Raw genomic sequence first — 13,420 nt, 5'->3', positions numbered from 1 at the left:
AATGAGTTGACAAGAAACAGGAAAAATAGTATGATGTTAAAGTTGAGAAATGAAAGCAGAAGCACCCGCTTCTCGCCTTAGTGAGGAAATTACTGGGCAGAATAGTAATTCATCTGTTGAAGATGAGCTGCGTGCGGGTTCTGAAAAGAACTCGTTTTTTTATTGCAAAATTTCCTTGTGAAATCCTGCAAGCTTTTCTTTCTCGCATAAAACTTGGAGGTGAATGACCATAGCAAAGGATATGATGGTAAACGACGGCATTCGTGCGCGTGAGTTGCGTTTGATCGATCAAAATGGCGAACAATTAGGAGTAAAAACAAAGGCAGAAGCATTGCAAATTGCAGAACAAGCAAATTTGGATGTTGTGCTGGTTGCTCCCGGTGCGAAACCACCAGTTGCTCGGATTATGGATTACGGGAAGTACCGTTTTGAACAACAGAAAAAAGACCGTGAAGCTCGTAAGAAACAAAAAGTGATCAACATTAAAGAAGTTCGCTTAAGTCCAACAATCGACATCAATGATTTCAATACAAAACTTCGTAATGCACGCAAATTCCTAGAAAAAGGGGACAAAGTGAAAGCTTCGATCCGTTTCAAAGGTCGTGCCATTACCCATAAAGATATTGGTCAGAAAGTCCTTGATCGTTTAGCTGAGGAAACTGCCGATGTAGCGACAGTTGAGCAAAAAGCGAAAATGGACGGACGCAGCATGTTCTTAGTTTTAGCCCCTAAAGGTGAAAAATAAGAACCGCGAGTCAGTCAAACGTTAGATATGGAAAATTTTGAGGATGTAGGTTTAGCTGTTGTCTTTTAGTTGAACTATATGCGAAATGAAATGTAGGAGGAAATTAGTTATGCCAAAACAAAAAACACACCGCGGATTAGCAAAGCGCGTCAAACGTACTGGTAACGGCGGATTAAAGAGATTCCGTGCCTTCACAAGCCACCGTTTTCATGGGAAAACAAAAAAACAACGCCGTCAATTGCGTAAAGCAAGTATGGTATCTTCTGGCGATTACAAACGTATCCGTCAACAATTATCCCGCATGAAATAATTGCGTACCCATTGCTTTGCAAAATGAAAAATTCAAATCAGAAAGATTTATTAGGAGGAATTAAACATGGCACGTGTTAAAGGTGGAACAGTAACTCGTAAACGTCGTAAAAAAGTGCTTAAATTAGCAAAGGGTTACTACGGTTCTAAACATACCCTATTTAAAACATCAAAAGAACAAGTAATGAAATCATATAGCTACGCATACCGCGATCGTCGTCAAAAGAAACGCGACTTCCGTAAATTGTGGATTGCTCGTATCAACGCAGCAGCTCGTATGAATGGCTTAAGCTACTCAAAATTGATGCACGGCTTGAAATTAGCTGAAATCGACATCAACCGTAAAATGTTGGCTGACTTAGCTGTCAACGATGCAGCAGCATTTACTGCATTGGCTGACCAAGCTAAAGATGCATTGAATAAATAATTTTAAAACATTGATATATTAACGTTTATCCCTGCTCAATTGAGTAGGGATTTTTTTGTTTTAGAAAACCATAAATTTTTTTTAATTAGGGTGTGAGTAACTGCAAAAAAACATTGACAACGATTACATTAATGATATACTAACTTCATAAAATACATTTAAAAAGTATTTTAAAAACGAAATAATAAGAATTAGAGGCGAATTTTATGGATGCACGGCTAATAAAAACTAAAAATATTGATCTAGTACTTAGAAGCCTTTTGAAAAATGAATCTTGCTCACAAAATGAATTAGCTCATAATACAGGGTTATCGATACCAAGTGTAGGTAAGATATTAAAAGAGCTTATTGAAAAAGGGGATGTTCTAGAGGTGACTATTGGGGAATCATCTGGAGGTAGAAAACCAATTTTATATTCTTTGGATATGAGTAAATATATGGTAGGTGTATTTTATATAGAAAAAGATCAAAGTTCATTAACTTTGAAGACCCCATTTCATGAACTGATATTGTCTGTAGAGCTAAAAAATATTACGGATGGAATAGACTCGTTAAAGAACAATCTACAAGAACTAGTCGAACAAATTAAGGATAATGGTATTGATGTTGAGCTAATTCGTTCATGGGCCATTATTGTACCTGGAATAATTAGTTTAGAAAATAATGAAATCATTTATTCTAAACCATTAAATTTAAAGCACGTTTCTGTGAATTCTGATCTTTTTTTACATAAAGTTGTAAATAATATTTATGTGTTTCAAGATTCAGATGCATATTTATTGGGATATAAACCGTTGAAAATGAATAATAGAACAGCTTTTTTATTGTTACATGAAGGATTAGGATTCTCTCTAATTAACAATAATGAATTAATGAAAGAACAAGTCGGTGGTTTGGAAATTGGACACACAATTTTTATTGATTCAAAAGGCCGACTAACAAAATTAGGTGATATTTTTAGAAACAAACAAATTATCATAAAAGGAGAAGATGAAGCTACTAGAAAAAAAGCGTTGGCAGTTTGTTTAATTAATATCATTAATCTGTTCAATCCAGACTTGCTTCTTGTAGGAGGTGATAATGTAAATGATTTGATGGACGATAAATTAATAAATTCTGTGGAAGAAGAAGCTTTATTACCTTATATGGAAGCTACTGAAATTAAAGAAATTAGTTGTAGTCGAACGGGTGCGATTAGAGGAGTCATTGATTATATAAATAATAAAGCGTTTCAAGTAGAGTAAAGAAGGGAAAATATAAAATGAAAAATAACAAATTATTGTTAGCATTTGCTGTTCTGGGTTTGGGATTTTTTTCTGCATGTGGAAATAATAAGTCAAATAATAGTGGGCAGGAGAATGATACTAAAGAAATTACCTACTGGCAACATTCTAGTGTAGCGAGGGATGATTTAATTAAAGCCATTGCAAAAGACTTTGAAGATAAAAATCCAGGGGTAAAAATTAAATTAGAATTTATTCCTGAAGCTGATTACAGCCAGAAGTTAATTACTTCGCTTGCAAGCGATAGTGCTCCAGATGTTTTCCAAGTTCAATCTGGAATGATATACAAATTGGCTAAAGCCAAAAGTATCCAACCATTAGATTCTTCAGTATTATCTAATGAGTCAATTGAAAGCGATTTTATTGAAGCTACTGTAAAACCTCTCAATTATGATGGAGATTATTATGGACTACCAACAGATACACAAACAATTCTTTCATTTTGGAATAAAAAACTAGTTTCTGATATCGGAAAAGATACTGAAAATGCACCAACTTCATGGGAGGATTTTTTTGAATATGCAAAAGCTATGACAAAAAATAAAAATGGCAAAATGGTACAAGCAGGATGGGGAACAGTTGGATATGATCGTGAGGTAGAAGCATATGTGCTACAAAACGGTGGTAAATTATTTGATGATGAAAAACAAAAATTTGTTTTCGCTGACGACGATAATGCAATGAAAGCAATCAAAAAAATGGCTTCTTTATATAGGGATGATAAAGTTTATTCCACTGATTTAGGTGCAACTTGGCAAGGATTTCGTCAGGGTCTTGTCGGAGAAATGTTGGGACATCCTGCTATGATGGGGAATTTGCCACAGACAGCTCCTGACTTAGATTTTGGGGTTGGATTAATTCCAGCAGAAAATGGCGAGCATTTAACAACGCTAACTTCTTGGGCATATACATCAAGTAAAAATGCGCCTACAAAACTTGCTTCGCAGTTCATTGAATATCTTAGTAGTGAAGAAGTTCAAAAAAAATGGACACAAAAAACCGGGGAACTACCTGCTCATAAATCATTGCTTGAAGACAAAGACTTAATTGCAGATCCTGAAACTGCAATTGCATTAGAGTCATTAAAGAACTCAGTTTCTTCTAATCTTCAAACAGGTGCTCTTAATAAAATCTGGACAACACAATATGAACGGATTCTATTAAGTGATGAGTCAGTAGAAACAATTATGAAAGAGTGCCAAGATGAATTGAATAACGAATTAGAAAAAGATTTATAAAGAGGTAGAAATGGAGAGCAGACAATGAAAAGTAAAAAATCTATTATTCCATATGTATTTGTCGCTCCAGCTGTCATATATATTTTCATAGTTACAATAATTCCCGTTCTCATGGCACTTCCAATCAGTTTTACTGATTGGAGTGCTTTAAGTCCGGAAAAAAATTTTGTGGGATTTGATAACTATATACGATTACTATCAGACAAAAATTACTGGATTTCTTGTTTGATAATGGCAAAATTTTTTATTTATGTTCCTATCGTAATGGCAGTTGGTCTTGGGATGGCTATTCTTCTAAATAATAAAATCAAAGGCATCAAAATCTTTCGAGTATTTCTATATTCACCAGTAATAACCTCAACTGTAGCAGTTGCAATCCTGTTTGATTGGTTTTATCAGCCGACATTTGGGTTGTTTAACTCAATTTTAGAAAATTTAGGTCTAGATGGCATTGGTTGGATATCTGATCCTAACACAGCCGTAATGGCAGTTATTATTTTTAAGGTATGGAAAGACTTTGGTATGTCTATGTTGATTTACTTAGCAAGCTTACAAGATATTCCTTCAGAAGTTTATGAAGCAGCAAAAATTGATGGTGCGAGTGAATGGCAGTATTTTAAATCAGTAGTATTTCCATTATTGAAACCCGCACATGTATACTTATTAATCACCAACGTCATTAATGTATTCATGATTTTCCAAGAAACTTACATGTTAAAAGGTCCTTTGAATAGTACTAGAACAGTAGTTAACTATATTTTTGAAGCGGGATTTGAGAGATCAGAAATGGGATATGCATCGTCTATGTCATTCGTATTATTTTTAATTATTATGATAATTACGATTATTCAATTTAAGATAACAAAAAGTGAAATAAGTTAGTGAGGTGATAAATTTGAATAAAAAAGTAAAAAATATTAGTGTTGTAGCTCTATTAGTTATTTTATCGTTTATTGCTATTTTTCCATTTATTTGGATGATTTTTTCTTCATTCAAAGAAAACACGGAATTTTATCAAGTACCACCATCTTTATTACCAAAAAAATTTCAACTTAGTAACTTTATAGATTTAAATGAAAATTTTGATTTTACAAAATATTATCTAAATAGTATTTTTGTGACATTTGTTCAAGTAATATCTAATATCGTCATTGTTTTATTAGCTGGGTATGGATTTGCAAAATTCAAATTCAAGATGCGCGGTCCTTTTTTCTCAATGATACTAGCATCGACTATGGTTCCTTGGGTCGCAACAATTATCCCGTTATATATAATGGCGAATAAAGCGGGATTGATCGACTCATATTTAGGCTTAATAATTCCTGGGATGGCAGATGCTTTTTCAATATTTCTTGCCAGAAATTTTATAGCAGGAATACCGGATCCATTACTTGAGGCGGCTAGGATGGATGGTGCGAATGAACTGACAATTTTCAGGAAAATTGTTTTACCATCCTGTAAACCAATTATTGCTGTTATTACAATAACTAAGTTAGTGGCAAGTTGGAATGCATTTCAGTGGCCACTCTTAGCAGTAAATTCAGAGAAATATAGAACAGTTCCTTTAGCAATATCATTGTTATCTGGGCAATATAATGATGCATATAATTTGAAACTTGCAGCCGCTGCAGCTGCTGTTATACCAATTTTAATAGTATATATTGCGTTTCAAAAATATTTTGTTGAAGGAGTTTCCTTATCGGGAATTAAATAAGAAAAGGGAGAGTTATCATGTTAAAAATTGGTTTAATTGGATGTGGAACTATGGGTAGTACACATTCAAAAGCGTACAAAAGTATTGCTAATGCAAAATTAACTCAAGTGTTTGATATTAGAATTGAGAAATCAAAGGTAGTAGCAGATGAACATGGCGCAAATATCTGTAAAAATTTTGAAGAAATGCTAAAACAAGAAATTGATATTCTTGATATTTGTTTGCCAACCTATTTACATGCAGAATATGCAATTTCTGCGATGAATGCTGGGAAGAATGTATTTTGTGAAAAACCAATGGCTATTTCAACAGAAACAGCTTCTCAAATGATTAAAGTCGCAAATCAGAATAATGTAAAGTTAAGTATTGGACATGTTCTCAGATTTTTTCCGCAATATGATAATGCTATTAAGTTAATTAAGCAAAATAAAGTGGGAGTACCTAAATTAATTCGGACTATCAGAAATCAAGCTTTACCAGAGTGGAGTTGGGAGAATTGGTATTTAGATTATGAAAAAAGTGGTGGACCTATATTAGATTTAATTATTCATGATATTGACTGGTGCATTAATAATTTTGGAGATGTTGATTACGTTTATTGTCAAACAATTAAAGAGAGAACTCAAAAAGATGATCATACACAAGCGCTATTGAAGTTAAAAAATGGAATGATTTGTTATTGTGAAGGAAGTTGGGCTCTACCAGCTGGAAGTCCATTCAGAATGGCATTTGAAATAATCGGAACAGAAGGCCAGATAGAATACGATAACACAAAAAATTTTGCGAATAAAATTCAAAAAAATACTGGTAATTATTCAGAGATAAATCAGACTGTTTTTTCTATGAATGAAGAACCTTATTGCAAAGAGTTGCAATTATTCATAAACTCTGTAGTTAATCACACTCAGCCAGTCGTTAAACCAGTTGAAGCATTGAAAAGTTTAGAGGTTGCTTTTGCATGTATTAAATCTGCGAAAACTGGAAAGCCAGTATTTTTATAGAAAAAGGTGGAGACAAATGAATTCAAAAAAAATTAAAATTGGGATAATCAGCTTTGAACATATGCATGCATTAAGCTATACAACTGCTCTTTCCGAGATGGATAATATTGAAATTGTAGGTATTTTTGATGAGGATGAATTTCGTGGTACAGAAATGGCATCGAGATTTGAAACAAAATATTTTCGAAAAGGCAGTGAGCTATTCAGTGAAACTTTAGATGGCATTGTAATTTGCTCAAATAATAAAGATCATGTCAAATATGTTGAGAAATCAATAGAGAAAAAAATTCCATTTATTGTTGAGAAACCTTTAGCTAATTCTTTTGAGAACGGGAAGAAAATTGTTGATATCGTTAAGAATAGTAATGTACTCGGAATGATAGCCTTTCCGATGAGATTTAATCCTGGTATTTTAGAAGCAAAAAGATGTATTGACAATGGAGAAATTGGTGAAATTCTTTCTATTACCGGAATTAATCATGGGAAAATTCCTACGGGATGGTTTCTTGAAAAGAATCTGTCAGGAGGAGGGGCTATTATAGATCATACTGTACACATAGCAGATTTAATTCGATGGTTTACTAGATCGGAATTTAGTCAAGTATTTGCTAGTGGTGGTGAATTATTACATCACAGAGGAATAGACGATACTGGAATAATTCTCGGTAATTTGGAAAATAAAGTTAAGATAAGTATTGATTGCAGTTGGGCACACCATACTAATTATCCAATTTGGCCACAAGTTGATTTAGACATTATTGGAACTAAGGGAAGTATGCAAATAAAAGGATTTAGTCAAGTGCTTGAAGTGGTCAATAAAAATAGCGGTGTAAACGAAGAAATCGTTTGGGGAGATGATGGAGATGGACAAATGATGGAAGCGTTTGTTCATCTGTGTCATAGTCATGAAATGAAATCTGATTATCCCACTGTTCAAGATGGATTTGAAGCATTAAAAGTAGCTTTGGCAGCGTATCGGTCTATAGATGAGAAAAATAGTATTCAGATTTAGTAGTTAATGCGTGGAATGGAGGTTCCAAGGTATGAGAGTAGGTATTATTGGTTGTGGAAAGATATTTCCGATGCATGCATATTCACTAAGAGAATTAAATGAAGTGGAACTAGTTGCTATCGCAGATATCAATGAAGAGAAGTTGCGTTATTGGAAACGAGAACTAGATGTTGAAACATATGTAGATTATAAAGAAATGATTAAAAAAGAAAGGCTTGATGCGATTCATATCTGTACGCCGCACAATTTGCATAAGGAGATGACTATTTACGCATTAGAGCATGGGTTACATGTATATACAGAAAAACCATCAAGTATTACCCTGAAAGATTCTATAGAGATGTTAGAAGTAAAAAAACGTGTGGATAAGGCCTTGGTCGTCAGTTTTCAGAATAGGTTTAACCAAAGTACTCTTTTTGTTAAAACGGAGTTCGAAAAAGGTAAATTAGGTAATTTTATTTCTGCAAAGGGAATATTGAATTGGTCAAGAAGTAATGAATACTACTTAAAAAGCGGATGGAAAGGCACTTGGAATCGTGAAGGTGGAGGTTTGATTATTGATCAAGCTATTCATACTATTGATATTGTTCCTTGGATTTTAGGAATGAATATGAAAGTTTCAAAAGTTTTTATGGATAACTGGTATCATAACTCAATTGAAGTTGAGGACATTGCTAATATCTCGTTTGAGTTTTCGGAGGGTCAAAAATTTACTTTTGCAGGTAATAATTTTTACAGTGAGGATGCACCCATTCAACTACAACTAATTTTTGAAAAAGGAAAAGCAACTTTTACAGGTGACAGTGTGGAAATACAGTATCACACTGGTATTACTATTGCAGTACACCCAGAAGATTCTCCACTATTTGATTTTGCTGGACATAAGCAGTATTGGGGAACAAGCCATCTAAAAGCTATTGCTAATTTTTATAGAGAAATTCTATTAGGAAATACTAATCCTAAAAATTCAATTGAGGAGTGTATCTTGACTCAAAAATTAATTGATATAATCTATAGTATGAGTGAGTTTTCAAATGAAAAAAGAAAATGAATTAAATTTTTTTGTTGCAGTTGACTCATTTAAGCAGTCGTTATCTAGTCGAGAAGTAAATGAAGTTATAAAAAGAAGTATAGTAGAAATTTTACCCGACTCAAATGTAGATACTCTCTGTATTTCTGATGGTGGAGAAGGAGCTTTGGATTCAATTTATTCTTCTGTTGGAGGGGAGTATATCACAGTTCAAGCCCATGATTCTTTAATGAAACCGAAAGATATACGTTATTTAAAGACCGAAATTGATCATAATGTTGTAGCAGTGATAGAGTCAGCAAAAGTAATTGGACTTGATCTTGTTGATGTATCAGAGAACAGTTTTTTAGGGGGTACTAGCTTTGGTTTGGGTGAAATTTTACACGATGCTGTAACCAGAGGATTTAAAAAAGTTATCGTTTTTATAGGTGGAACTTCGACTGCAGATTGTGGTCTAGGATTGTTGGAAGCGTTAGGATATGTAATAGAATATAATTCAAAATACGGAAATCCTTTAATTTCGTTTTCAGATATAAAAAAAGGGAAGCAATCACTTGATCTGAGTGGTATAGAGATTATTATAGCAACAGACGTAAATAGCGAAATCGATAACAAAAATAACAATTCATTTGTGCAATATAATAGGCAAAAAGGAAGTACTGAGGAATTAGACAAATTAGTATTAATATCCTCAGAAAAATTATTTAAAAAGCTAAAAGTTGTCTCCAAAAGAGATATAAGTGGAATATCAGGGACTGGTGCTGGTGGGGGAATTGCTGGAGCATTAGTGTTTTTAGGCGGAAATATTTATTCTGGATTTGAACTAATTGCTAAAATATCTGACTTCGAAAAAAGAATAAAAAAAGCAGATATAGTAATCACAGGGGAAGGTAAAGTAGATACACAAACTAATAATGGCAAAGTGCCTTATGCAATCTCAATTATAGCAAAAGAAAATGAAATTCCGGTGATTGTAATTTGTGGTAAAAATGAGCTAGATGTAGTAAATATGATTTCTTCAAATTTTGCTGGAATATTTTCAATTCAAAGTGGACCAACTTCATTGAATGAAGCCCTTAAACCATCAATAGCTATAAAAAATATTGAAAAAACTATAATCTCGATCATCCAATTTTTACGAGTCGTTATTAAATGAAATTTGTATAGAGTCGTTATCCCTACTCCGAGGAGTGGGGATTTTTTTTGCAAAATAGGAAATACTTTACAAAACTAATTCAATTAGTTTATAATCTAATTAAATTAGTTCATTGGGAGTGATAAAGTTGAAGGTTACTAAGTATGGAAATTTGTATCAAATTACCTTTTTGCCAATGCTTTTTCCAATTAATGCTTTTTTAGTTGAAGAAGAAGAGTATTTTATTGCTGTGGATGTGGGGGTAAAGAATTTTATTCCTGCATTTAGAAAAATAAGCCAGTTAGTTGGAAAACCAATTCATATGCTTTTATTGACTCATGCTCACGGCGATCATGTCAATGGTGTTCCCGCGTTTAGACAAGCATTTCCGAATGCGACAATTGGTATATCGAAGAGAGATGCTCGGTTGCTGAATAAAGATTTTACTTTAACGGAAAAAGAAGGTAAGGAAAAAATAAAAGGGGGCTTTCCTAAAGAGAAAATTCCGATTGATTTCACATTTGTTGAACAGGATAGTTTTGGTTCACTTGTAGTTATTTCCAGCCCAGGGCATACGCCTGGTTCAGTTTCTTTTTATGATTCAAACAGAAGAATGCTGATTGCTGGCGATGCGTTCCAGGAAAGAGGCGGGCTGGCAGTAAGTGGTGACTTTCGATGGCGTTTTCCTTTTCCTGCACTGGCGACTTGGGATAAAAAAAGAGCATGGTCTTCTGCCAAAAAATTAGCAGAGTTAAAGCCAAAATTAGTAGCAGTTGGTCATGGAAATACGCTGGTTGAGCCTATGGAAAAAATGCGAGAAGCGATTATGCGAGAGGAAAGAAAACTGTATGGGAAAAAAGATAACAACGGATAAAATACTAATAACCGCTATTGATTTAATCAATCAAAGAGGGGTAGATCAACTGACTTTAAAAGAGGTTGCCGCAACTTTAGGAATAAAGCCCCCCTCTTTGTACAATCATTTTGCGAATCTAGAGGCACTGATTGATTCAATTGCATTAAAAAGCATGACGGAACTTTATGACTTGTTAGTGACCGATATGATTGGATTGGCTGGAGTGGAGGCGCTGGAAAAAATTGCATTTACTTATCGAAACTATGCTAGGACACATCCGGGACAATACGAAGCTATTCAGCGTGTGTCCTTGTGGAAAAGTACAAAGACAATAGAATTATCTGAGAAATTGGTTCGGCTTTTTGAGAAAATCGTGCAAAACTATCTTCCTTTTGAAACGGAACAAATTCACTATATTCGCACTTTTCGCAGCTATCTGCATGGATTTATTCTCTTAGAACTAGATGGCTCATTTGGAATGGAACAAGATATCGAAGAAAGTTTTAAGTATGGTGTAAATCAGCTATTAAAAAGTTTACAAATAAAAACACAGGAAAAAATTAGGAAATAAGAGAAGGACGGATACTATGCGAAACATAAAATTAACGATGGAATATGACGGGAAACGCTATTTGGGATGGCAAAGACTGGGAGATTCAGAGAAAACGATCCAAGGCAAGATCGAGAATGTTTTGACCCAAATGACCGGAGAAAAAATTGAGATCATTGGTTCAGGACGGACAGATGCCGGGACCCATGCTCGCGGACAAGTAGCAAATTTCAAATCAGCAACTACCATGACCGAGGCAGAGATGCTCGATTTTTTAAATCGGTATTTGCCTAGAGATATCGTGGTAAAGAAAGTCGAAGAAGCATCCGAACGATTTCATGCCCGCTACAATGCTTCTGGAAAACAATACAGCTATTATGTATGGAATAGTCCGATTCCTTCTGCCTTTGAGCGAAATTACAGCTTTCATGTTCCACAAAAATTGGCGATCAATAAAATGAAGGAAGCCTGCGAAAAATTAGTAGGTACTCATGATTTTATCGGCTTTTCAGCACTTAAGAAAACTAAAAAATCAACGATCCGGACGATTCGCCAAATTTCAATTCAGCAAGAAGGCGGTCTGCTACACTTCACTTTTGAAGGAGATGGCTTTTTACACAAAATGGTCCGAATTCTCGCTGGAACTCTTATAGAAATCGGTGCGGGAAATATGGATATAGAAGCAATCGACGAAGTTTTTGAAACGAAGATTCGAAAAAATGCGGGAGAAACTGTGCCGGCACAAGGCTTGTTTTTGGATGAAGTATTTTATCATTGATAGAAGTATTGATTGCATCTCGTGTAGAAAGGAAGCGTAGAGAAAGTGAATGGCGCAAATCTGCCACTGGCTCAGCAAATAGCCTTGTTAGAAAAAATTGTAAAAGAAAATACCTTGTTGTTTCCGCTTCTCCAAAAGCTTGCCCAACTTGAACTTCCCAATTATTATGTCGGTGGCGGCAGCATCGTCCAAACGGTTTGGAATCATCTCTATAACAAACCGCTTCATTATGGTATTAAGGATATCGATATCGTTTATTTTGACGAGGATTTAAGGGAAGAAAAAGAAAAAGCTGTTATGGCGATGCTTCGAAAAACAATTGGCGACTTCCCGGTAAAAATCGATATTGCAAATGAGGCAAGGGTTCATTTATGGTACGAAAAGGCATTCGGGTATCCGATTGCACCTTACGAAAGTGTCGAACAGGCAATCAGTACATGGCCGACGACCGCCACATCTGTAGGAATACGATTGGAGAAGGGGCAATTTGTCATCTTTGCGCCATTTGGATTAAATGATTTGTTTTCGGGAACGATTCGTCCAAATAAGACCTTGATTTCAGAAGCAATCTACCAAAAAAAAGCCGAAGCTTGGCATCAGAAATGGCCAGAAACAATGGTACAAAAATGGTGAGTACTCGTTTTTTGTATAATTAGTAGCTGTTTTAGGCGTTTTCCTGCGCCATTGAGGGGGATTTTTTCTGTAAGAAAAACAAATTGCTGTCTTTGCTTTTTTGGCGCATAATGCCAGTAGATAAAAGTAGGGGGATAATTTCATGACGAAGACTCGTTTGGAAGCCATTACTGATGGCGTGACAGCAATTATCTTAACATTAATGGTTTTGGAATTACGGGCACCGATGACGACCAATTTGAAAGGGCTTTTGGACTTAAAAGAAGTGTTCATGACCTATACCATCAGCTTTATTTATATCGTGATTATTTGGAATGCCCACCATTATCTATTCAGTCGCGTAACAAAAATCAATCGAAGGATTATTTGGGCGAATTTTTTCTGGATTTTTTGGCTGTCTCTATGTCCTTTTGCGACAAGTTGGGTCAGTCGTGATTTTTCTGCCTTTTGGCCGGAATTTGTGTATGCAGTAATTTTTGCCATGTGGACATTTTCTTTTGCTCTAATCGGTTATGCGGCTGGAAAGGCAAATCCAAGAGTGAAAATAGCCCGCAAGCGAGATTGGCGCAATCGTTTGTCAATTGCGATCAATCTCCTCTTGCTGACGATTGTACCGTTTTTTCCTCCTGTTGCATTGATTGGACGTGGAATCGTCGCATTGTTTTGGGTTTTACCAGAAGGTTGGTTTATTCAAAAGAAGAATTAATTT

At 34.8% G+C, this 13,420-nt stretch carries 16 protein-coding genes and 1 other annotated feature; all 16 genes read left to right on the top strand.

Going from position 1 to position 13,420, the window contains the following annotated elements:
• Positions 1-47: 47 nt before the first annotated feature.
• Positions 48-169: a sequence feature (ribosomal protein L20 leader region), on the top strand.
• A 54-nt stretch (positions 170-223) separates the two neighbouring features.
• Positions 224-745, top strand: coding sequence for a translation initiation factor IF-3 (gene infC, locus BN1875_RS08390; protein WP_048604401.1), 522 nt, complete (start codon positions 224-226; stop codon positions 743-745).
• Between the two features lie 109 nt (positions 746-854).
• The gene (rpmI, locus tag BN1875_RS08385; RefSeq protein ID WP_048604400.1) at positions 855-1,055 is read left to right on the top strand and encodes a 50S ribosomal protein L35; all 201 of its coding nucleotides are present in this window, start codon (positions 855-857) and stop codon (positions 1,053-1,055) included.
• Between the two features lie 66 nt (positions 1,056-1,121).
• The gene (gene rplT / locus BN1875_RS08380) at positions 1,122-1,481 is read left to right on the top strand and encodes a 50S ribosomal protein L20 (protein WP_048604399.1); all 360 of its coding nucleotides are present in this window, start codon (positions 1,122-1,124) and stop codon (positions 1,479-1,481) included.
• Between the two features lie 206 nt (positions 1,482-1,687).
• Positions 1,688-2,725 carry an ROK family transcriptional regulator gene (locus BN1875_RS08375; protein ID WP_048604398.1) on the top strand — a complete coding sequence of 346 codons (1,038 nt, stop codon included), beginning with the start codon at positions 1,688-1,690 and terminating at the stop codon, positions 2,723-2,725.
• A gap of 17 nt (positions 2,726-2,742) precedes the next feature.
• The gene (locus tag BN1875_RS08370) at positions 2,743-4,002 is read left to right on the top strand and encodes an ABC transporter substrate-binding protein (RefSeq protein ID WP_048604397.1); all 1,260 of its coding nucleotides are present in this window, start codon (positions 2,743-2,745) and stop codon (positions 4,000-4,002) included.
• Between the two features lie 24 nt (positions 4,003-4,026).
• On the top strand, positions 4,027-4,884 hold the full coding sequence (locus tag BN1875_RS08365; protein ID WP_048604396.1) for a carbohydrate ABC transporter permease: 858 nt from the start codon (positions 4,027-4,029) through the stop codon (positions 4,882-4,884).
• A gap of 13 nt (positions 4,885-4,897) precedes the next feature.
• Positions 4,898-5,716 (top strand): carbohydrate ABC transporter permease, encoded by an 819-nt coding sequence (locus BN1875_RS08360; protein ID WP_048604395.1) that lies wholly within the window; start codon positions 4,898-4,900, stop codon positions 5,714-5,716.
• Between the two features lie 17 nt (positions 5,717-5,733).
• Complete coding sequence (locus BN1875_RS08355) at positions 5,734-6,717, top strand: Gfo/Idh/MocA family protein (RefSeq protein WP_048604394.1); 984 nt, start codon at positions 5,734-5,736, stop codon at positions 6,715-6,717.
• Positions 6,718-6,733: 16 nt separating this feature from the next.
• Complete coding sequence (locus BN1875_RS08350) at positions 6,734-7,729, top strand: Gfo/Idh/MocA family protein (RefSeq protein ID WP_048604393.1); 996 nt, start codon at positions 6,734-6,736, stop codon at positions 7,727-7,729.
• Between the two features lie 31 nt (positions 7,730-7,760).
• Complete coding sequence (locus BN1875_RS08345; protein ID WP_048604392.1) at positions 7,761-8,780, top strand: Gfo/Idh/MocA family protein; 1,020 nt, start codon at positions 7,761-7,763, stop codon at positions 8,778-8,780.
• Positions 8,764-9,915 carry a glycerate kinase family protein gene (locus BN1875_RS08340; RefSeq protein ID WP_048604391.1) on the top strand — a complete coding sequence of 384 codons (1,152 nt, stop codon included), beginning with the start codon at positions 8,764-8,766 and terminating at the stop codon, positions 9,913-9,915. Before BN1875_RS08345 ends, BN1875_RS08340 begins: the two co-directional genes overlap by 17 nt.
• A 151-nt stretch (positions 9,916-10,066) precedes the next feature.
• Positions 10,067-10,768: an MBL fold metallo-hydrolase gene (locus tag BN1875_RS08335; RefSeq protein WP_197076052.1), complete on the top strand. Its 702-nt coding sequence runs from the start codon at positions 10,067-10,069 to the stop codon at positions 10,766-10,768.
• The gene (locus BN1875_RS08330) at positions 10,743-11,321 is read left to right on the top strand and encodes a TetR/AcrR family transcriptional regulator (protein ID WP_048604389.1); all 579 of its coding nucleotides are present in this window, start codon (positions 10,743-10,745) and stop codon (positions 11,319-11,321) included. Before BN1875_RS08335 ends, BN1875_RS08330 begins: the two co-directional genes overlap by 26 nt.
• Positions 11,322-11,337: 16 nt before the next feature.
• Positions 11,338-12,078 carry a tRNA pseudouridine(38-40) synthase TruA gene (gene truA, locus BN1875_RS08325; RefSeq protein ID WP_048604388.1) on the top strand — a complete coding sequence of 247 codons (741 nt, stop codon included), beginning with the start codon at positions 11,338-11,340 and terminating at the stop codon, positions 12,076-12,078.
• Between the two features lie 45 nt (positions 12,079-12,123).
• Positions 12,124-12,711 (top strand): nucleotidyltransferase family protein, encoded by a 588-nt coding sequence (locus BN1875_RS08320; RefSeq protein WP_069959640.1) that lies wholly within the window; start codon positions 12,124-12,126, stop codon positions 12,709-12,711.
• 142 nt (positions 12,712-12,853) lie between these two features.
• Positions 12,854-13,417, top strand: coding sequence for a TMEM175 family protein (locus BN1875_RS08315; protein ID WP_048604387.1), 564 nt, complete (start codon positions 12,854-12,856; stop codon positions 13,415-13,417).
• Positions 13,418-13,420: the final 3 nt, after the last annotated feature.

The organism is Enterococcus massiliensis, from assembly GCF_001050095.1.
Classification (GTDB): domain Bacteria; phylum Bacillota; class Bacilli; order Lactobacillales; family Enterococcaceae; genus Enterococcus_C; species Enterococcus_C songbeiensis.
The sequence above is the reverse complement of the archived record's forward strand: the minus strand, read 5'-3'. Positions and strand labels throughout refer to the sequence as shown.

Bases quoted from the DNA above. Each gene is read 5' to 3' on its own strand.
- infC (WP_048604401.1), top strand. From the start codon at position 224: ATGACCATAGCAAAGGATATGATGGTAAACGACGGCATTCGTGCGCGT.
- truA (WP_048604388.1), top strand. From the start codon at position 11,338: ATGCGAAACATAAAATTAACGATGGAATATGACGGGAAACGCTATTTG.
- BN1875_RS08330 (WP_048604389.1), top strand. From the start codon at position 10,743: ATGGGAAAAAAGATAACAACGGATAAAATACTAATAACCGCTATTGAT.
- BN1875_RS08315 (WP_048604387.1), top strand. From the start codon at position 12,854: ATGACGAAGACTCGTTTGGAAGCCATTACTGATGGCGTGACAGCAATT.
- BN1875_RS08345 (WP_048604392.1), top strand. From the start codon at position 7,761: ATGAGAGTAGGTATTATTGGTTGTGGAAAGATATTTCCGATGCATGCA.
- rpmI (WP_048604400.1), top strand. From the start codon at position 855: ATGCCAAAACAAAAAACACACCGCGGATTAGCAAAGCGCGTCAAACGT.
- BN1875_RS08355 (WP_048604394.1), top strand. From the start codon at position 5,734: ATGTTAAAAATTGGTTTAATTGGATGTGGAACTATGGGTAGTACACAT.
- BN1875_RS08350 (WP_048604393.1), top strand. From the start codon at position 6,734: ATGAATTCAAAAAAAATTAAAATTGGGATAATCAGCTTTGAACATATG.
- BN1875_RS08375 (WP_048604398.1), top strand. From the start codon at position 1,688: ATGGATGCACGGCTAATAAAAACTAAAAATATTGATCTAGTACTTAGA.
- rplT (WP_048604399.1), top strand. From the start codon at position 1,122: ATGGCACGTGTTAAAGGTGGAACAGTAACTCGTAAACGTCGTAAAAAA.
- BN1875_RS08370 (WP_048604397.1), top strand. From the start codon at position 2,743: ATGAAAAATAACAAATTATTGTTAGCATTTGCTGTTCTGGGTTTGGGA.
- BN1875_RS08365 (WP_048604396.1), top strand. From the start codon at position 4,027: ATGAAAAGTAAAAAATCTATTATTCCATATGTATTTGTCGCTCCAGCT.
- BN1875_RS08340 (WP_048604391.1), top strand. From the start codon at position 8,764: ATGAAAAAAGAAAATGAATTAAATTTTTTTGTTGCAGTTGACTCATTT.